At 64.2% G+C, this 19,578-nt stretch carries 17 protein-coding genes and 1 pseudogene; 13 read left to right on the top strand and 5 right to left on the bottom strand.

Features of this window, described 5'->3' with window-relative positions; genetic code table 11:
- Positions 1 to 2,274, bottom strand: coding sequence for a transglycosylase domain-containing protein (locus tag ACVWYP_RS19190; protein WP_456684130.1), 2,274 nt, complete (start codon positions 2,272 to 2,274; stop codon positions 1 to 3).
- Positions 2,275 to 2,562: 288 nt separating this feature from the next.
- On the opposite strand from ACVWYP_RS19190, the gene ACVWYP_RS19195 reads away from it, so the two are divergent.
- The 7 genes and pseudogenes from ACVWYP_RS19195 to ACVWYP_RS19225 all read left to right on the top strand — a co-directional run bounded on the left by ACVWYP_RS19195 (position 2,563) and on the right by ACVWYP_RS19225 (position 11,238).
- Complete coding sequence (locus tag ACVWYP_RS19195; RefSeq protein WP_028345334.1) at positions 2,563 to 3,099, top strand: YcgN family cysteine cluster protein; 537 nt, start codon at positions 2,563 to 2,565, stop codon at positions 3,097 to 3,099.
- A gap of 159 nt (positions 3,100 to 3,258) precedes the next feature.
- Positions 3,259 to 4,851, top strand: coding sequence for an MDR family MFS transporter (locus ACVWYP_RS19200; protein ID WP_028345333.1), 1,593 nt, complete (start codon positions 3,259 to 3,261; stop codon positions 4,849 to 4,851).
- A 502-nt stretch (positions 4,852 to 5,353) separates the two neighbouring features.
- A complete protein-coding gene (locus tag ACVWYP_RS19205; RefSeq protein WP_051448222.1) occupies positions 5,354 to 6,574 on the top strand; it encodes an ABC transporter substrate-binding protein in 1,221 nt (406 codons plus the stop codon).
- Positions 6,575 to 6,668: 94 nt separating this feature from the next.
- Entirely contained in the window at positions 6,669 to 7,544 is an 876-nt protein-coding gene (locus ACVWYP_RS19210; RefSeq protein WP_018270667.1) for a branched-chain amino acid ABC transporter permease, read from the top strand.
- Position 7,545: 1 nt separating this feature from the next.
- Positions 7,546 to 8,473: pseudogene (locus tag ACVWYP_RS19215) on the top strand (branched-chain amino acid ABC transporter permease).
- Entirely contained in the window at positions 8,474 to 9,952 is a 1,479-nt protein-coding gene (locus ACVWYP_RS19220) for an ATP-binding cassette domain-containing protein (RefSeq protein WP_028331621.1), read from the top strand.
- A 41-nt stretch (positions 9,953 to 9,993) separates the two neighbouring features.
- The gene (locus ACVWYP_RS19225; RefSeq protein ID WP_016841804.1) at positions 9,994 to 11,238 is read left to right on the top strand and encodes an ABC transporter substrate-binding protein; all 1,245 of its coding nucleotides are present in this window, start codon (positions 9,994 to 9,996) and stop codon (positions 11,236 to 11,238) included.
- Between the two features lie 119 nt (positions 11,239 to 11,357).
- On the opposite strand, the gene ACVWYP_RS19230 is transcribed toward ACVWYP_RS19225, so the two are convergent.
- Together ACVWYP_RS19230 and ACVWYP_RS19235 are read right to left on the bottom strand one after the other, a co-directional pair.
- Positions 11,358 to 12,572 carry an NAD(P)/FAD-dependent oxidoreductase gene (locus ACVWYP_RS19230; RefSeq protein WP_304499410.1) on the bottom strand — a complete coding sequence of 405 codons (1,215 nt, stop codon included), beginning with the start codon at positions 12,570 to 12,572 and terminating at the stop codon, positions 11,358 to 11,360.
- An 83-nt stretch (positions 12,573 to 12,655) separates the two neighbouring features.
- Positions 12,656 to 14,290, bottom strand: a complete 1,635-nt coding sequence (locus ACVWYP_RS19235) for a thiamine pyrophosphate-requiring protein (RefSeq protein ID WP_028345329.1) — start codon at positions 14,288 to 14,290, stop codon at positions 12,656 to 12,658.
- A 425-nt stretch (positions 14,291 to 14,715) separates the two neighbouring features.
- Between ACVWYP_RS19235 and ACVWYP_RS19240 the strand changes: the two genes are divergently transcribed.
- Positions 14,716 to 14,880: a Flp family type IVb pilin gene (locus ACVWYP_RS19240; RefSeq protein ID WP_016841801.1), complete on the top strand. Its 165-nt coding sequence runs from the start codon at positions 14,716 to 14,718 to the stop codon at positions 14,878 to 14,880.
- Between the two features lie 30 nt (positions 14,881 to 14,910).
- Here ACVWYP_RS19240 and ACVWYP_RS19245 read toward each other — a convergent pair whose 3' ends face one another.
- Positions 14,911 to 15,138, bottom strand: a complete 228-nt coding sequence (locus ACVWYP_RS19245; protein WP_016841800.1) for a hypothetical protein — start codon at positions 15,136 to 15,138, stop codon at positions 14,911 to 14,913.
- A 54-nt stretch (positions 15,139 to 15,192) separates the two neighbouring features.
- On the bottom strand, positions 15,193 to 16,170 hold the full coding sequence (gene ku, locus ACVWYP_RS19250; RefSeq protein WP_026192523.1) for a non-homologous end joining protein Ku: 978 nt from the start codon (positions 16,168 to 16,170) through the stop codon (positions 15,193 to 15,195).
- Positions 16,171 to 17,002: 832 nt separating this feature from the next.
- Between ku and ACVWYP_RS19255 the strand changes: the two genes are divergently transcribed.
- The 5 genes from ACVWYP_RS19255 (at position 17,003) to ACVWYP_RS19275 (ending at position 19,564) form a co-directional block, all read left to right on the top strand.
- A complete protein-coding gene (locus tag ACVWYP_RS19255) occupies positions 17,003 to 17,161 on the top strand; it encodes a hypothetical protein (protein WP_016841796.1) in 159 nt (52 codons plus the stop codon).
- A 44-nt stretch (positions 17,162 to 17,205) separates the two neighbouring features.
- The gene (locus ACVWYP_RS19260; RefSeq protein ID WP_304499411.1) at positions 17,206 to 17,520 is read left to right on the top strand and encodes a hypothetical protein; all 315 of its coding nucleotides are present in this window, start codon (positions 17,206 to 17,208) and stop codon (positions 17,518 to 17,520) included.
- A 169-nt stretch (positions 17,521 to 17,689) separates the two neighbouring features.
- On the top strand, positions 17,690 to 17,968 hold the full coding sequence (locus tag ACVWYP_RS19265) for a hypothetical protein (RefSeq protein WP_304499412.1): 279 nt from the start codon (positions 17,690 to 17,692) through the stop codon (positions 17,966 to 17,968).
- Positions 17,969 to 18,024: 56 nt separating this feature from the next.
- A complete protein-coding gene (locus tag ACVWYP_RS19270; protein ID WP_304499413.1) occupies positions 18,025 to 18,441 on the top strand; it encodes a hypothetical protein in 417 nt (138 codons plus the stop codon).
- A gap of 94 nt (positions 18,442 to 18,535) precedes the next feature.
- Positions 18,536 to 19,564 (top strand): NAD-dependent epimerase, encoded by a 1,029-nt coding sequence (locus tag ACVWYP_RS19275; RefSeq protein ID WP_439711169.1) that lies wholly within the window; start codon positions 18,536 to 18,538, stop codon positions 19,562 to 19,564.
- Positions 19,565 to 19,578 lie beyond the last annotated feature (14 nt).

Below are 19,578 nucleotides of genomic sequence, written 5' to 3' on the forward strand. Positions count from 1 at the left end.
TCAGTTCTTGCGTGGCACGGCCGGCGTCGCGCCGTCCGGCCCGGCCGCGGCAACGTAGTTTTCGGGGAACGCCAGCGCGCTCGAGGACTCGGCCTTGCCGGTCTTCGAAGGCTCGTTCAGCGTGGTCTTGCCGGCGGTCTTGGCGGCGTCGTCGAGCAGCTTCTCGACCCGCACCAGGATATCCGCGCCGCGCTTGGTCAAAACCGGCGGCGGGCCGGGCTTGGTTTCCAATACGCGCGGCGCCGCGTTGGCCTGGGCATTGGCTTGCGCCGGCTGCGGCGGCAGCTTCTGGCCCATGCCGACGCCGACGAGCTCCTTGACCTCCACGCCCTGATGCGCGGCGACCATGATGTCGTGCCAGGTCTGCGCCGGCAGCGAACCGCCGGTCATGCGGTTGGTCGGCGAATAGTCGTCATTGCCGTACCAGACCGCGCAGGTGAAGTTGCCGGTGTAGCCGACGAACCAGGCGTCGCGATAGGCGTTGGTGGTGCCGGTCTTGCCCGCGGTCGGAATGCCGTCGAGCGCGGCGCGTCGCGCGGTGCCTTCGCTGACCACGTGGCTCATCATGCCGGCCATGTCGGCGGCGATGTTCGGCGGAATCGCCTGCCGCGGCTTCGGACCGTCGCGGTCCCAGCGCCACACCAGGTCGCCAGTGCCGGTGCGCACCTCGAGCACCGAATGCGGCGTCACCGCCTTGCCGCGGTTCGGGAAGGTCGCATAGGCGACCGCGTGCTCCAGCACCGTGACTTCGTCGGAGCCGATCGGCAGCGACGGCGTATCGGGCAGCGGCGCCTTGAGGCCGAAGCGGCGCGCGACCTCGACGATCTTGGCGCGGCCCGCCTTCGGCCCTTCCTTGCCGCCCATCATGATCGAGAGCTTGACCGGCACCACGTTGATCGAGCGGGTGATCGCCTGCGTCAGCGTGACCTGACCCGAATAGGAATGGCCATAGTTCTGCGGGCACCAGTTGCCGATGCAGACCGGGCCGTCGACGATCTTCGAGTTCGGCGTGAAGCCGTTCAGCAGCGCCGTGGTGTAGACATAGGGCTTGAACGACGAGCCCGGCTGGCGATAGGCGTCGGTGGCGCGGTTGAACTGGCTCGCTCCGTAGTCGCGGCCGCCGACCATGGCCCGGATGCCGCCGTCGAGATCGGACACCACGGTCGCGGCCTGCGTCGCGTGATAGTCGCGCCCGAACTGGCGCAGCTGGTTCTCGATCGCTTCCTCGGCTGCCTTCTGCACGTTCATGTCGATCGCGGTGCGGACCACGAAGACGCGCTCGGTGTAGGATTTCGGGAAGGTGTCGACCAGCTTGCGCATCTCGTCGAAGGCGTAGTCGAGATAGTAGTTCGGCGAGTTCTCGTCGCGCCGGTCGACCGCGACCGCGGGATTGCGGCGGGCGCCGAACACCTGGCCCTCGGTCATGAAGCCGGCATCGACGAGGTTGTCGAGCACGACGTTGGCGCGGGCGCGCGCCGCGGGCAGGTTGATGTGCGGGGCGTATTTGGTCGGCGCCTTGAACAGGCCGGCGAGCATCGCGGCCTCCGCGAGGTTCACGTCGCGCACCGACTTGTTGAAGTAGAAGTGTGCCGCGCCGTCGACGCCGAAGGTGCCGCCGCCCATATAGGCGCGGTCGAGATAGAGCTTCAGGATCTCGTTCTTGGTGAGCCGCGTCTCCAGCCAGATCGCGAGGAAGGCTTCCTTCACCTTGCGCTCGATGGTGCGCTCGTTGTTCAGGAACAGGTTCTTGGCGAGCTGCTGGGTGATCGACGAACCGCCCTGGCGGACGCCGCCGGCCTGCGCGTTGGTGACGAGCGCGCGGGCGAGGCCCGGCACGTCGATGCCGAAATGGTCGTAGAAACGTCGGTCTTCGGTCGCGAGCGTCGCCTTGATCAGATTGTCCGGAAAATCTTCCAGTGGGATCGAGTCATTATGCTTGATGCCGCGGCTGCCGATCGGGTTGCCGTAACGGTCGAGGAAGGTCACCGCGAGGTCGGACTTCTTCAGCCAATCCTCGTCGGCGGTCTCGCGGAAGGCGGGGATCGCGAGCGTCAGCATCAGGATCATGCCGCCGAGCCCAAGCGTCGCGGCCTCCGACAGCGGCTCGATGAACACCCAGCGCTTCCAGCGGCCGACATAGAAGCGGTCCATGAAGGTGGAATAACGCTCAAAGAGCTCGCGCAGGCCCTTGCCCGACGAGAACAGCGTCGAGTCGATACGCGCATCGAGGTCCAGGAAGAAGTTCCGGACCTTCTGTCTCCAATGCGACGGCATGATCTGAAAGGACCGGACCCTTGATCAGTTCGACAGCGCTGCGGGTGCCCAAAACGGGCACGGGCCAGCGTCTTGCTTCGATGTTGCGGCAATCCCAAGGCGCTTTTGCGTCGTTGGGGACTCGTTCGTTGTTCTATCCGAGCGGCTGCCATAAACCAATGGCGCGGCTTGTGAATTTAATGAAAGCCCTAACGCTGCCCACCGGCTTTTTCGACCCCGCAATACCACCCCCTTGCGGAGGGAGCGCCGGCATCCCAAGAAGAGTTGCACCGTCATTTCAGGGATATCATGACCACACCGCCCAAGCGCCCGTCGGACCAGGAGGGATTCTTCTGGAAAACCAAGACGTTGGAAGAAATGTCCAACGCCGAATGGGAGAGCCTGTGTGACGGCTGCGCACGCTGCTGCCTGGAGAAGCTCGAGGACGAGGACACCGGCAAGATCTATTTCACCCATATTTCCTGCAAACTGCTCGATTCCGGCCTCTGCACCTGCAAGGACTACCCGAACCGTTCCGACCAGGTTCCGGATTGCGTCCGCCTGACGCCCGAAAATGTCCGGACGCTGAACTGGCTGCCGCCGAGCTGCGGCTATCGGCTGGTGGCCGAGGGGCGGGACCTCTATTGGTGGCATCCCCTCATCTCGGGCGATCCCAACACCGTCCACGAAGCCGGGGTCTCGGTGCGCGGGCGGGTGGAGGGCACTGAACTCGACGTCAACGACGCCGATCTCGAGGATCATATCGTGCGATGGCCGGCTCTGCTGCCGAAACGGGCACAATTGAAGAAGCGGCCGAAAATGCTGGGCAAGACGACCAAAGCGTGACGTCGTCGCCGCGTCCGCGATCACGTCACCGCGAGAAGATCGCGGCGGGATGCACCCATGCGCTGGGGTGCCTGCCTCAGCATTCAATTGCTGCATAAATTGCGAAGCAGAGAATGATTCCATCGCGGGACGCGCCCGCGCAGCAGCATTACGCCCCAAATGAACAAGTATGAACGGCAGAGCCGGATTCCTGCCGACCAATCCACATTGCCTGAAGACATTGCCGAAGAGCTGTCTCATCTCCCGAGCGAGGTGATCGAACTCAGCGACGCGCCGCCGCTGGCGCCGCCGGCACCGCTCAATCCGGACGAAGTCCGCACCATCGTCATCAGCCTGATGCTGACGATGTTCCTGGCCGCGCTCGACCAGACCATCGTCGCGACCGCGCTGCCGACGATCGGGCGCCAGTTTCACGACGTCACCAATCTGTCTTGGGTGATCACGGCCTATCTGCTCGCCTCCACCGCGGTGGCGCCGGTGTTCGGCACGCTGAGCGACATCTATGGCCGCCGCGTCATGATCATCACCTCGCTCAGCCTGTTCGTGGTCGGCTCGGTGCTGTGCGCGATCGCGCCCAGCATGACCATGCTGATCGTCGCCCGCGGCCTGCAGGGGCTCGGCGGCGGCGGCATCATGCCGGTGGTCCAGACCGTGATCTCCGACGTGGTGAGCCCGCGCGAGCGCGGCCGCTATCAGGCCTATTTCTCCAGCGTCTGGATGGCCGGCGGCATTCTCGGCCCGGTGGTCGGCGGCGTGTTCGCCGAGCATCTGCACTGGTCGATGATCTTCTGGATCAACCTGCCGCTCGCGGCGGCGGCGCTGGCGCTGCTGCTGCCGAAGATGAGCAAGATCCCGGTGTTCCACCGCAAGCGCAAGGTCGACTGGCTCGGCGGCGTGCTGCTGATGGCCTCGGCCGTCGTGCTGATGCTGGTGCTGACCTGGGGCGGCACCAAGCTGTCCTGGCTGTCGCCGACGATTACGGCGATGATCGGCGCCTCGATCGCGCTTGCCGGCGCCTTCGTCTGGCACGCGCGCCGCGCCGACGAGCCGTTCCTGCCGCTGTCGCTGCTCGGCGGCTCGGTGGTGCCGTTCGCGATGGGGGCGGGCGGCTGTGCGCTCGGCGCCATGGTCGGCCTCACCGTCCACCTGCCGCTCTATTATGAGGTGGTCTATCACCTCACCGCCAGCGAGGCCGGCCTCGCGCTGATCCCGCTCGCGGCGATCTCGACCTTCGGTGCCGCGATTGCCGGCCGGACCATGGCGAAGGCCAAGCACTACAAGCGTGTCGCGATTGTCGGCACCTCGGTGGCCGCGATCTGTGCCGTCGGCATGGCGGTGACGACGCTGCCGCTGTGGGGACTGTTGCTGTTGATGAGCGTGTTCGCGCTCGGGCTCGGCACCACTTTCCCGATCAGCGTGGTGTCGCTGCAGAATGCGGTGGCGCGGCCGCAGGTCGGCACCGTCACCGGTGCGATGAACTTCTTCCGCGCGATGATGGCCTCCTTCACGGTCGCCGCCTTCACCACCATCCTGCTCATGACGCTGGGGACCGACATCTCGCTCGCCGGCGAGCATCATGCCACGGCCAGCACCGTCAGCGCGATCCCGATGGCCGACATGATCCATGCGTTCCGCTACGTGTTCGGCGCCGCCGCCGTGCTGCTGACCACCGCCTCGATCTGCATGATCACGATGGAAGAGCGCCCGCTCGCCGGTCCCGCCGCCCACCCGCCGGCGGAGATGGCTGAGTAGGGGCGGTGGCCCATACACCGCTGTCGTCCCGGCGAAAGCCGGGACCCATACGCCGCGGCGATGTTGTGGATGGGACTCGTCGTTCCAACATCGCGTAACAATCAGCATTCGTGGTATGGGTCCCTGCTTTCGCAGGGACGACACTGAGCTTGTCGCACGGCCAGCGGGAAACAATCCGCGTTCTCGCGACATGAATTGCCCGAGCCTTGCTTTACGTTCCGCTCTCTCCGCTTCGCTCGCCCTGCGTAATTTGCGCAGCGGGGAACGACGATCTGAGAGATCGGCGCCCGACGACCTTTTATTCCCCCTCTGCCTCAAATTTATTCAGCCGCACCGCGCCGACCCACTACTTTAGTCGCCGTCCATGCATGACGATCTGCGCGCAGTTTCACTTGCTGCGCATTTTGTCGCGGCTATAGTCGCGCCCCAAGAGCTCGAAGCAGCCGAAGAAAAAGAGGAGAGAAACAGGGTGACAAGAACATCGCGACTCCCCGTGCATGCGATGCAGAAACTTGCAGGAGCGGCCGTCTTGGGCCTGTTGGCTGCGCCCAGCGGAGCGCTGGCTGCCGACACCCTCAAGATCGGCGTGATCGCCGAAGCGCAGGCGATTGCCGGTGCATCGATCCCGCAGGCGGCGCAGCTGGCCGCCGACGAGATCAACGCCAAGGGCGGCATCGACGGCCGCAAGATCGAGATCGTCAGCTACGACAACCACTCGTCCTCGGCGGATTCGGTGCGCGCGTTCCAGCGCGCCGTCAACGAAGACAAGGTCAACGTCGTCATTTCGAGCTACATCAGCGAGGTAGTGCTGGCGCTCGAGCCCTGGGCCTCGCGCCTGAAGACGCCGTTCGTCACGCCCGGCGCCGCCTCCAACGAGATCAGCAAGAGCGTCCACGCCGATTACGAGAAGAACAAGTACACCTTCCACGGCTACCTGACCTCGGCCGCGCTGGCGCTGTCGGTCTGCGACGCCGCCAAGGAGCTCCTGGTCGATCAGAAGCACATGAAGACCGCGGTCATCATGAGCGAGGATGCGGCGTGGACCAAGCCGCTCGATGTCGGCTACGAGGAGTGCCTGCCGAAGATCGGGCTCAAGGTCGTCGACCATATCCGTTTCTCGCCCGACACCACCGACTTCACGCCGATCTTCAACAAGGTCGAAGGCTCCAAGCCCGACGTGATCATCACCGGCATCTCGCATGTCGGCGTGCAGCCGACGGTGCAGTGGAAGAACCAGCAGGTGCCGATTCCGATGTTCGGCATTTCCTCACAGGCGACCAACGAGACCTTCGGCAAGGACACCAACGACGCGGCGGAAGGCGTGCTGTATCAGGGCGTCTCCGGCCCGAACGTCGCGGTGACGCCGAAGTCGGTGCCGTTCGCGGAGGGCTTCAAGAAGCGCTACGGCAACTATCCGTCCTACGCGGGCTACACCGCCTATGACGAGGTCTACTACATCGCGGATGCGGTGAAGCGCGCCGGCTCGGTCGAGGCCGACAAGATGGTCGATGCGCTGGAGAAGACCGATTGGGAAGGCACCATCGGACGCGTCCAGTTCTACGGCAAGAACGATCCGTTCACCCATTCGATCAAGTACGGCAAGGGCCTGATCACCGGACTGATGCTGCAGTGGCAGGGCGGCAAGCAGGTCGCGGTCTGGCCGAAGGAGGTCGCCAAGAGCGACCTCAAGTTCCCGAGCTTCGTCAAGGTCACCACGAATTAGTTGATGATCATGCTCCCGGGCCCCTCCCGGGAGCATCGGTCTTCGGTTCCGCGTCCTCCACAACAGGCAGCCCCGCTGCCGCGGCCAATCTGAGATGCTTGCCTTACAAATCCTGATCGATGGCTTTGCCATCAGTGCGCTCTATGCACTCGGCGCGACCGGCTTCACCCTGATCTTCGGTGTCTCCGGCGTTCTCAACCTCTCCCACGGTGCCATCATGGTGGCCGCAGCGGTCGCGGCCTGGGCCGCGGCCAGCGTGCTGCACCTCGACATCTATACCGGCGCGCTGTTCGGTGTCGGCGTCGCGCTGATCGTGTCGTTCGCGACCTATTTCGCGGTCGTCAAGCCGATCCAGAATTCGAGGCGGATCCCCAACGAGGAGAAGGAAATCTTCGTCCTCACCGGCACCCTGCTGTGGGGCATCATGATCCAGGAGCTGATCGCCTATTTCTTCACCAACAACGCCAAGACGGTGCTGCCGATCGTCGAGGGTGTCGTCGATATCTTCGGCAACCGCACGCCGCGCAACAATATCTTCACCGCGCTGGTCTGCTGCCTCGTGATCGGCCTGCTGTGGCTCCTGGTGAACCGCACCAGGACCGGCAAGGCGGTGCTGGCGGCCTCGATGAACCCGCGCGGCGTCACGCTGCTCGGGCTCGAGCTCACCCAGATCTACATCGTGGTGTGGGGCATCTACGGCATTCTCGCCGGCATCGCCGGCGTGCTGCTCGGCATGTTCCTCGGCGTCAGCTCCTACAGCGTCGGGCCGCTGACCGCGAGCGCGTTCTCGATCGTCGTGCTCGGCGGCCTCGGCAGCGTGTCGGGCTCGCTGATCGCAGCCTTCGTCGTCGGCTATCTCGAGACCATCACGGCCTACATGATCTCGCCGGCCTATCGCACCATTCCGGCGCTGCTGCTTCTGGTGTTCGTGATGTATATCCGGCCTCAAGGCCTGCTCGGGAGGCGCTGAGATGGCCAGCTTCTTTTCCTCGCGCCTGTTCTTCATTTCGCTGGTCAGCGTGGTGGTCGCCGCGACGCTGCCGTTCTACGTCTCGGGCTACATCCTCGGGCTGCTTACCGTCGCGTTCTATTTCGGCGTGTTCGCGATGGCCTGGGACCTCCTGTTCGGCTTCGCCGGCGAGGTCAATTTTGGGCCGACCTTCCTGATCGGCACCGGCGCCTACACCGCCGGGATCCTCAACAACCAGTTCGGCTGGTCGGTCTACGTCTGCATCCTGCTCGGCGCGCTGGCGTCGGTCGTCGCGGGCTTCGTGCTGGCGCTGCCGGCGCTGCGGGTGAGGGGACCGTATTTCGGCCTGACCACGCTGGTGGCGGTTTTGATGCTGCAGAACTTCGTTGTCGTGTTCGCCGATCTCACCGGCGGCGAGATCGGGCTCACTATCCCTGACGTCATCACCATCAATGCCGGCGCCAATTACTGGATCGCGCTCGGCTTCATGACCGTGAGCGCAGCCATCCTCTATGGCCTGTCGCAATCGCCGGTTGGCCTCGTGCTGCAGGCGAGCGGGCAGGACCCGGTGCAGGCCGGTGCGCTCGGCTTCAACATCGTCAAGCACAAGCTCGCGGCCTTCATCGTCAGCGCCTTCTTCTCAGGACTGTCGGGCGCGCTCTTGGTGTTCTACTTCGGCACTGCCTCGGTCGGCACCGTGGTCGACGTCGCCGTCGGCGTGAACGTGATCGTCTCCGCCGTGCTCGGCGGCCGGCGTACGGTGCTCGGCGCCGCGTTAGGCGCGATCTTCCTGATCGTCGCCGGCGAATTCCTGCGCCCGACCGGCGAGCTTGCGACCTTCATCGTCTCGGCGGTGGCGCTGCTCGTCGTCCTGTTCTTCCCCGGCGGTTTCCTCGGATGCGGCCCTGTCACGCGAGGCGCGCTCTTAAATGGATCAGACTGTGACCACAGCAACGCTCACCGTCCGTGGATTGACCAAGCGATTCGGCGGCTTGACCGCCGTGAAGAACCTCTCGTTCGACCTGCATCCCGGCGAGATCCTCGGCCTGATCGGACCGAACGGCTCGGGCAAGTCGACCGCGATGAAGAGCGTGATGGGCATCGAGCGTCCGACCGCGGGCGAGGTGCTGTTCGAAGGCGAGAACGTCGCCGGGCTGCCTGCGCACAAGATCGCGCGCAAGGGCTTCGGCATGGTGTTCCAGCACTCGCGGCCCCTGAACCGGCAGACCGTGCTGGAGAACATCATGGTCGCGCTGTTGCCCGACAGCCTGTTCATGCTGTTTCCCGACAAGGCGCTGACCGAGCGCGCCAAGTGGATCGCCGAGCGCGTCGGACTGGGGGCGGTGATGGACCGCCGCCCGCCGACGCTGCCGTTCGCCGACCTGCGCCGGCTGGAATTGGCCAAGGCGATCGCGCGCGACCCCAAGGTCGTGCTGGTCGACGAGCCCTTCGCTGGTCTCACCAGCGCCGAGGTCGGCACCTTCTCCGCATTGATCCGCAGCTTCCGCGACGAGGGCCGCGCGGTGATGCTGGTCGATCACAACGTCAAGAGCGTCGCGGCGCTGGTCGACCGCGTGCTCGCGATGTATCTCGGCGAGGAGATCACGACCGGCCGCGCCGAGGACGTGATGAAGAACGAGACCGTGCGGCGGGTCTATCTCGGCGGCGCGATCGAGACCCACGCGCGGCCCGAGACCTCGTTCAAGGACAAGGTGCCGCTGCTGCAGGTCGAGAATGTCAGCGTGCATTACGGCAAGGCGCAGGCGCTGGAGAACGTCTCGATCCACGTCCATGAGGGCGAATTCGTCTCCGTCGTCGGCCTCAACGGCGCCGGCAAGACCACGCTGTTCAACACCATCTCGGGTTTCCTGCCCTATACCGGCGAGATCCTGCGCGGCGGACAGCCACTGCGCGGCACGGGGCCTGCGAAGATCGCCCGCTCCGGCCTCGTGCAATGTCCGGAATCGCGCGAATTGTTCGGCGAGATGACGGTGCGGGAAAATCTCGATCTCGGCGGTCAGCATCTCGACGATGCGGCGAGGGCCAAGCAGCTCGCCTGGTTGTTCGAGCTGTTCCCGATCCTGAAGGAGCGTCAGGGCCAGATGGCGCAGACGCTGTCCGGCGGCGAGCAGCAGATGCTGGCGATCGGCCGCGCGCTGATGATGCAGCCGCAGATCCTGATCCTGGACGAGCCGACGCTGGGGCTTGCGCCTGTTATCCTCGAGCTGCTGTCGAAGGCGCTGGAGAAGCTGCGCCAGACCACCAAGATCACGGTGCTGCTGGGCGAGCAGAACGTGACGTTTGCGCTTCCGCATGCCGACCGCGTCTATGTGCTGGAGCACGCGCGGATCGTCTGGGAGGGCGATCCGGGCCGGTTCGCCGCGGAGGCCGGCAAGGACTTTCTCTGACGTTCGCAGTTTGAAAAGAAGAAAGCAAAACAAGGGAGATCATGATGACAGCATATTCAACCGCGACCCGCGTGAGCCTGTTGGCCTCGGCGCTTGCGCTCTGCCTCGCGGCGCCGGCCTATGCGCAGTCCAAGGACCCGATCAAGATCGGCATCATTGCCGAAGTGCAGTCGATCGCGGGTGCGGCGACGCCGGGCGGCGCGCAGATCGCAGCCGACGAGATCAACGCCAAGGGCGGCGTGATGGGCCGCAAGATCGAGATCGTCACCTACGACAACAAGAGCTCGTCGGCGGACTCGGTGCGCGCCTTCCAGCGCGCGGTGAGTGAGGACAAGGTCTCCGCCGTGATCGCGAGCTATATCAGCGAGGTCGTGCTGGCGCTCGAGCCGTGGGCCTCGCGGCTGAAGATGCCGCTGATCACGCCCGGCGCTGCTTCGAACGAGATCACCAAGGCGGTTCACAACGACTATGAGAAGAACAAGTACACTTTCCACGGCTACCTGACCTCGGCCGCGCAGGCGCAGCTGGTCTGCGACGCGGCCAAGGAGCTGTTGGTCGACCAGCTCAAGTTCAAGTCGGTCGCGATCATGAGCGAGGACGCAGCCTGGACCAAGCCGCTCGACGTCGGCTACGAGGCCTGCCTGCCGAAAGCGGGCCTGAAGGTGGTCGAGCACATTCGCTTCTCGCCCGACACCACCGACTTCACGCCGATCTTCAACAAGATGGAAGCCGCCAAGCCCGACGTGATCGTCACCGGCATCTCCCATGTCGGCGTGCAGCCGACCGTGCAGTGGAAGAACCAGCAGGTGCCGATCCCGATGTTCGGCATCAGCGCGCAGGCGCTGAGCCCGACCTTCTGGGGCGACACCAACGGCGCGGCCGAGGGCGTGCCCTCGCTCGCGGTGGCGACGCCTGATGTTGCCGTCACGCCGAAGACCAAGCCGTTCGCGGCGGCGTTTAAGGCCAAGTTCGGCACGCCGCCGGCCTATACCGGCTACACCGCCTATGACGAGGTCTACATCATCGCCGAGGCAATCCAGCGCGCCGGCTCGACCGATCCGGACAAGATGGTGACCGAGCTCGAGAAGACCGACTTCGAGGGTACGATCGGCAAGATCCAGTTCTACGGCAAGAACGACGAGTTCACCCACGGCATCAAGTCCGGTCCGGGCGCCGTGACCGGCCTCGTGTTCCAGTGGCAGGGCGGCAAGCAGATCACGGTCTGGCCGAAGGCGATCGCCGAGGGCCAGATGAAGTTTCCGAATTTTGTGAAGCTCTCGCAGTAGCTGACGTACGCGCCGTCATTGCGAGGAGCGTAGCGACGAAGCAATCCATCTATCCCGGCGTGGAGGGGTGGATTGCTTCGCTTCGCTCGCAATGACGATCGGCGAATGTGAGCCCCAAACTACTTGCGCGTCGGCGGCGCCGTCTGGATCGTCGGCGCGGCTGCCGCGAGCAGCGCGGCACGGTCGCCGTTGCGCGGCGGATAGATGCGCTGCTGGTTGATGGTCTGCTTGGTGAGCTTGGCGGCGGCGCCTGACGTATGCACCTCGCGGTCCCAGCCGGTGGTGTAGAGCGCGCCCCAGGCTCCGAGATCGAGCACCGTCACATACCAGTCGATATTGAGCGGCAGCAGCTTTTCACCAAACAGATCGGCGACCACATTGTGGCCGGCGAAGCGGCCCATCGGCCGCGCGAACTGGCAGGACATCACGGTCGGGTGCTCGCCGTCGATCAGGCAGGCGGCGACGTCGCCGGCGGCGAAGACATCCGGCAGGCCTTCGACGCGCATGGTGTGGTCGACTTTGATGCGGCCGAGCGCGTCGCGCCCGGCCGGCAGCGAGGCGGCGAGGGGGCTGGCGCGCATGCCCGCGCACCACACCACGGTTTTGGTCGGAATGATCTCGCCGGAGTTGAGCGTGATGCTGTCGGCGCCGACGGCGCTGACCCGGGCATTCAGCCGCGTCTCGACGCCGAGCGTGGCCAGCGCCTCGTTGATGACCGGGCGGCCATGCGCGCCGAAGGTCGTGCCGACCACGGGATTGGGATCGATCAGGATGACCCGATGATCGCCGGTGATGCCGGCGTGCGCCAGCTTGGCCGGCATCTCGGCCGCGACCTCGATCCCGGTGAACCCTGCGCCGACGACCGCGACCGTCGCGCGTGCCTCTGATGGTGGCTCTTTGCCGAGCGCCGCCAGATGCGTGTCGAGCCGCATCGCTGCTTTATAGGTGTCGACATCGAAGCCGTGGGCGGCCAGGCCTGAGATGGCGGGGCGGACCAGCTCGCTGCCGGTGGTCAGCACCAGCCGATCGTAGCTCAGAACCTCCGCGTCCGCGCCGGTCTTGATCGTGACCGCGCGCGTCGCCGGATCGATCGCCGCGACCTCGGCCACCCTGTGGCTGACGCCGACCGGATCGAGCAGCTCGCTGAGCGGCAGCGCGACGTCGCCGAGATCGACCTCGTAATTGCGCACCCGAATGTTGTGATAGGCGTTGCGATCGACGACGAGGATTTCGGTATCCGCCGCGCGAGCGCCGATCTCGTCGCGCTTGCGGGCTGCGCCGAGCGCGGCCCATAGCCCGGCAAAGCCGGCCCCCAGCACCAGGATGCGCGCCATCTCTCCCTCCGAAGTTGCACCGGAGGGAGCTTGCCTGCGCCGGCGATGTCAAATCAAGTGGCAGAGAGGCGTGTGAGGTGCCCTCACGTCCCCGGCCGCGACACCTCGGTCTCCTTGCTGGTGATGAATTCCAGCAGCACCGGCACGCCTTCCTTGGTCTTCTGGATGCCGCGCTTGATCGCGGGGATGATGTCCTCGGGCTTGGTCACCCGTTCGCCGTAGCCGCCGAAGGCGCGGGCCATCGCGGCGTAGTCGCCGGAGATGTCGGTCGAGCGGTATTTCTCGGTCGAGATCGGCATCACCTTCAATTCGATCGCCATCGAGAAATTGTTGAGCAGGATCGACATGATCGGAATCCGCTCGCGCACCGCGGTCTCGAAGTCCATTCCCGTAAAGCCGATCGCGGCGTCGCCCCAGACATTGATGCAGAGCTTGTCCGGCTTTGCCAGTTTGGCGCCCATTGCAAGGCCCAGCCCGTAGCCGAGCTGCGTGGTCTTGCCCCAGCCGATATAGGACAGCGGCTCGACCGACTTCCAGAACGGCGAGAGCTGGTCGCGCGGGCTGCCGGCGTCGTGGGTGATGATGGTGTTGTGGGTGTCGACGGTGTGCTGCAGGTCCCACAGCACGCGGTAGGGATTGAGCGGCGCGTCGTTATGCGTCAGCTTCGGCATCCACTTGGCGAGCCACTCCTTGTGGGAGGCGGCGATCTCCTCGGCGACCGCGCTGGCGTTGCGGTCTGTGGTCACCGTCTTGCCGATCTCCTCCAGCAGCGCGTCGAGCACCAGGCCGGCGTCGCCGACCAGGCCGACCTTGGCCTCGACATCCTTGTTGATGTGGTTCGGATCGAGCGTCGAATGGATGATGGTCTTGCCCTTCGGCATCGCGATGCCGAACGACGTCTCGGTGAAGGAGCAGCCGATGCCGAAGATCACGTCGGCTTCGGAAAGAAATTTCGGCACCGCGCGCGGCACCGCGAGGCCGCCGGAGCCGAGCGAGAGCGGATGCGTCTCGGGGAAGGACGACTTGCCGCCGAGGCTGGTGGTAACCGGTATCGCAAGCCGCTCGGCAAGCCGCTTCAGCTGCGGCCAGGCCTTTGCGTAGTGCACACCCTGGCCGGCATAGATTACCGGACGCTTGGCGCCCACGAGCAGGGCGGCCGCTTCCTTCACATGGACGGGGTCGGCGCCGTAGCGGGTGCGCAGCACCGGCGTGTAGTTCAAGGGCTCTGGCACCTCCTCGTTCCACATGTCGGCTGGGATTTCGACGATGACCGGCCCGCCGCGGCCGTTCTTCAGTTTGGTGAAGGCGCGGCGGAAGATGTTGCAGACCTCGGCCGCGATGTTGATCGGCTCCGAGGATTTCGAGAACGCCTTCATCGCCTGGCTGGAATTGAAGTTCGGGTCGATATTCGCGAGCCGGCGCGCATAGCCCATCGGCAGCACCAGGACGGGCACGGATTCGCCGTAGCACTGCGCGACGCCGCCCATCGCGTTCTCGGCGCCGGGGCCGTGCTGCATGCAGAAGGCGCCGATCTTCTCGCCCGAGGTGACGCGGGAGATCGCGTCCGCCATGTGCACGCCGATGCGCTCCTGGCGCACCATCACCGGGCGGATGTCGGCATTGGCGGCGTATTCGATCAGGTGGTTGACCGGGTAGCCCGTGAGGATCTCGATGCCCTCGCGCTTCATGATTTCCGCGATCGCGGTGCCGAGCTTCATGACGGTCACTCCCTTTGCATGCGGCCGGTTCGTTCCGGCCTCGTTGTCGCCTGTCCGATAAAGGAACAGGATTCCGCGGCACCGGTAAAGCGCGGCCGGGGCCGGATCAGGTAGTCCTGATATGCGTTTACGACTGGAGCTGTTTCCGCTCAGACAGGATCGGAGCGGAGCTCTTAAATTCTTGTTTTGACGCGTTTTCTTTGCGCGAGCCGGTGTCCACTTCGCTGGAAAGCGCTCCGGTCGCGGCCCGGTGCCTCGCCCGGCGGCAACCCGATGCAGGCAGAACTAGCAAGGAAATTCGCTGCAACTTTTAAGCGACCGTTCATCCTTTCCCTCAATGGGCCGTCAACCAATGTGGCCTAGTTTGGCCGGCATATTACTACGGCGCGGGAGAAAAAGCCGCGAGCGTCGGACAGGAGCTTTTCATGCGCGCGTTGATGGCAAGGTTTCTGCGTGATGAGGTCGGGGCGACGGCCATTGAATACGCCATCATCGCCGGTGGCATCAGCATCGTGATCGTCGCCGGCGTCCGGGGCATCGGCACCAGTGTGAGCGGCCAATTCAATGCCGTCAGTTCGGCATTCAAGTAAGCGCTGCCGGCAGCTCGGCATTTTCCGGATTCAGTCGTCCCCGTTCAACGCGCGCAGCATCGCGATGCGCGCGAACATCAACCAGCCGGCACCTTGTTCCGCCGCATTGATCAGATGCTCGACCGCGATCTGCCAGCGCGTCTCCTGCTGGGTGTCTTCCGATAGCTTCATGATGTAGTCGGCAGCGTGCTGCAGCGTCACCAGCGTGCCGCCGCGATGCAGCGCGATCGGTTCGTCAAACGGCGTCGACCAGGGCATCTCGACCAGGACATCTCAGGCGCGGCGGACCGGGCTCAACTTGCGGTCGCTGCGCTAGCCTGCCTTCTTCCGCGCCGCGGTGCCCTGGGCGCGCGTTGTCTTCTCGGCCTTCTTCGGCTCGGGCTTGGCCGCCTCCTTGGGCTCGCGCTTGCCGCTGCCGGAGATCGGCAGCAGCATTTCGCGCTGGCCCTCGATGCGCTTCTTCGGCTTCTTGCCCTTCGCGGCCTTTGCCTCGGCCTTGGCGGGCGCGGCCTGCTTCTCGTTGGCGAGGCTCTTCTTCAGCGCGTCCATCAGGTTGATGACGTTGCCGCTGGTCTTCGCCGCGGGCTTGGCAACCTTGATGCCGTTGCGCTTCTGGTTGATCAGGTCGATCAGCGCCTGCTCGTAGCGGTCCTCGAACTCCTCCGGATCGAAGTCGGCGGACTTCTGCTCGACGATGTGCTTGGCGAGATCGAGCATGTCCTTGGTGATCTTCACATCCTGGATGTCGTCGAAATACTCCTTCTCGCTGCGCACTTCATACGGGTAGCGCAACAGCGTGCCCATCAGCCCGTTGTCGAGCGGCTCGAGCGCGATGATGTGCTCGCGATTGGTCAGCACCACGCGGCCGATCGCGACCTTGTTCAGGCTGCGGATGGTCTCGCGGATCACCGCAAAGGCGTCGTGGCCGACCTTGCCGTCGGGAACGAGGTAGTAGGGGCGGATCAGGTAGCGGCTGTCGATCTCGCTGCGCGGCACGAATTCGTCGATCTCGATGGTGCGGGTCGAATCCAGCGCGATGTCGTCGAGCTCTTCCTTGGTGACCTCGATATAGGTGTCGGTGTCGACCTTGTAGCCCTTCATGATGTCTTCGGTAGAGACTTCCTCGCCAGTCTCCGCGTCGACCTTGGCGTATTTGATGCGGTGGCCGGTCTTGCGGTTGATCTGGTTGAAGGAGACCTTTTCGGTATCCGATGTCGCCGGGTACAGGGCAACCGGGCAAGTCACGAGCGAAAGGCGCAAGAAGCCCTTCCAATTGGCGCGAGGGGCCATAGGGAAACTCCGGGGAAACTCCGATTACGCAACCGACGGAACGGTCAAGGATAACACCGGGAACCCCAGTTTGAAACAACACGGCCGGTGAATCTCGCAACGGCGTTAACCGTGGCTTCGCGCTGCGCCCGTTTGACGCGGCGGGCGGGACTGCCGTTGGGCAGCCGTCAAGCGCTCGGAACATCGCTCCCGATCACGCGTTGGCTGTCGAAGGGGAGCGGCAAACGCCGGAATTACAGGCACTTAAGCAAAGAGGTTGCCATGGCAACGGAAAGACACGGTCAAATCGTCGAAACCCCGACAGAGGCGCGCCAAGCCGAGCCTGGACCTTCGGTTCTCGCGCTGCTCACGGCCTCGACAGGGCTGGCTGTCCTGATCCTCGGCATTGTCTGGTTCGCCTTTTTCCGCGTGTGAGGCGATGATCATTGGTTGGCCGCGTGCGAGGACTTGATTGTTAGACTGACAGGCGGGGCGAAGCGGGCAGATTGCTCCCGGAAAGAATGCGTTCGGTCGATCGCGCCGGCTTCCGGCGCGCGGCTATCCTGCATGCGGGCCACACCGCATGGTCAAGCTGCACGATCGTCCTGACGTACGGACGTGACGTTGATCGGACCAGGACCTGAAGTGGAAATTCCGGCGTGCGGGCCGCCGCGATCGCCGACGTCGAATTCCAGATCGTGTCGAATGGAATTTCCTGAGCGATGGCGCGCGGCTTGGCGGCGTTTTGCAGCGGTGATCTGTGATGCGCGAGGCGAATGGCTGCGGCGACGCGTCACGAGATCATCGAAATTGACTGCTAGCTGATTTGAATCAGATACGTCCTGAGCCTGAGATGTTCTATTCGCAAGAAGAAAAAAACTCGTTGCTGGCCCGCCTCAAGGAGAAAAGCGTTTCAGGTGTCTTCGTCGGATTGACCGTGCTGGCGATGGCGGGGTGGATTTATCTTCTCAGCTCGATGTTCCTGAAATTCATGCTCTGGTGGTTCTCCTGAGACGTTGTCTCGCGAGAACAACCATTGTTGACGCCTGATCATTGTTGCGCCGTTCGATTGCACAAAAATTCCAGCGGCTGAACAATCTTTCGGCGCGTCCAATCATGATGTCGTCACAACTTCGAATGTTAATAACATCGGGGCGAATGTGGACGATTGTGATGGTTTCTCCTGCTCTGATTCTCGCGGCGGTGTTCGTCGCAGGCTTCTTCTCCGGTTTCGCTGCGCGCTCGTGGCGGTCGCACAAGCGCCGCGCGCAATATCGGATCTATGCACCGTATGTGGCGCCATCAGCCGCGAAATCGTCGAGGCGGGAACAGCCGGTCAGTGCGTTCGGCCACATGCGTCGCGCGTTCTAGCGGAGTAGTTCGATCGAGGTAGCGCGACTGTGCGTGGTGAGTTGGGGTTGGCTGGCAACATGCAATCGGTCATCATGTCCGCGTCCGTTGCGGCAGGCGGGTTGGTTGCGCGCCAGCGTGCGCCTGATCTCGTCGCCAGCCCCGCGGATCGCAAGGGAACTTTCACGTCATGAGTGATCTCAGGGGGCATTCGCCAAGGCGGTATGTCGTCGATGTCAGTGGCAAGCGCGTGCTGGTCGGGCTGACGCTTGAGGAGACGTCGGAGTTCGAGGACCTGGACTCCTCGCTGCCGGGACTTGCGGACGGGCACGATAAGGGCACGGGCCTGGTGCCGTCAGCCGGTGAGGGACGGTGGCTCGAACTCTATGACAAGCATGACAAGGCCTGGATCAAGTGGAAAGCCGACCTGAGAGCCGGGCATGAGGGCAATTCACCCTTTTTTAACTAAGACCGGGCGATTTTTGACCTGTGCTGCCTGAATGGGCCCGAACCGGATACTGACAGATGTTTCAGCTGTTTTTGCGGTCTCGCGCGCATGACCTGATCAGGTCGCGGCGCGGCGAGGAAGGTTTCAAGGCACGCTCGGCCGAGCGCGATGCCGAGACCGATCGCGCCCGGATCGGATCGATCATGGCCGCGATCGAGGCCGCGTTGCAGGCAGCCGAAAGCGAGCAATCCGGTCTTGGCCGCCGTGTCGATGATGTTCTGGCCCGCGCCGCGGTGACCCTCGGCAACGGCACCGACGAATATCTGGAACGCGAGGCGCTTGACAACTATCATCAAGACCTGTTTGACGCCGAGATCTCCAACGGCCAGCGCCGGCTGAAGGAATTGGCGACCGAGATTGCGCACTTCAAGTTCATGAAGGCCGCGGTCCTGAGCCGCTTTCCGGAGTACAAGCCCCCGGCCGCCGGCAACTGACGCCTGGCGGCGCGCAACGCGCAGGCAGCTGCGGCTGCCGCGTGTAACGGCGTTTCCCGAAGGTCCGGCGCAAGGCGAAAGGCACAGGCAAAACGTGGTGATCGCAGGCAATCTACTCGTCACGGGCTGCGCCGGCTTCATCGGCTTCCATCTGGCGGAGCATCTGCTGCGGGCAGGGCGGCCGGTCATCGGCCTCGACAATCTGAACGACTATTACGACCCGGCGCTCAAGCACGCGCGCCTCGATCTGCTCAAGCAGCACCGTGGCTTCACCTTCGTGGAGCTCGACCTCGCCGACCGCGCCGGCATGAAGGCGCTGTTCGAGCGTTATCGCTTCGAGGTCGTGGTGCATCTCGCCGCGCAGGCCGGCGTGCGCTATTCGCTGCAGAACCCGCACGCCTATGCGGATTCCAATCTGGAGGGCTTCCTCAACGTCCTCGAGGGCTGCCGGCACACCGCGTGCAAACACCTGTTGTTTGCGTCCTCATCGTCGGTCTATGGCGCCAACACCAAGTTGCCGTTTTCGGTCCACGACAATGTCGACCATCCGGTCAGCCTGTACGCTGCGACCAAGAAGGCCAACGAGCTGATCGCCCATTCCTACAGCCATCTCTATCGCGTACCGGCGACCGGGCTGCGGTTTTTCACCGTGTATGGGACGTGGTATCGGCCGGACATGGCGCTCTATGCGTTCGCCGACGCGATCACCAAGGGCAAGCCGATCCAGCTGTTCAACAACGGCAACATGCGGCGCGACTTCACCTATGTCGACGACGTGGTCGAGGCGATGGTGCGGTTGATCGGCCGCGCGCCGCAAGGCGACATCAACTGGTCGGGAGCGCATCCCGATCCGGGTTCGAGCCGGGCGCCGTGGCGGGTCTACAATATCGGCAACAGCAGGCCGGAAGAACTGATGCATGTGGTGGCGCTGCTCGAGCAGGGCTTCGGGCGGCAGGCCGAAAAGCAGTTGCTGCCGATGCAACCGGGAGATGTACCGGAGACGTCGGCCGACGTCTCCGATCTGGAGCGTGAAATCGGCTTCCGCCCGCAGACGCGGATCGAGGATGGCATTGCCAAGTTTGTCGCCTGGTATCGGGCCTATCACGAGGTCGATCGGACCTAGGCGCCGCGAGAATC

The organism is Bradyrhizobium sp. USDA 3262, assembly GCF_054060035.1.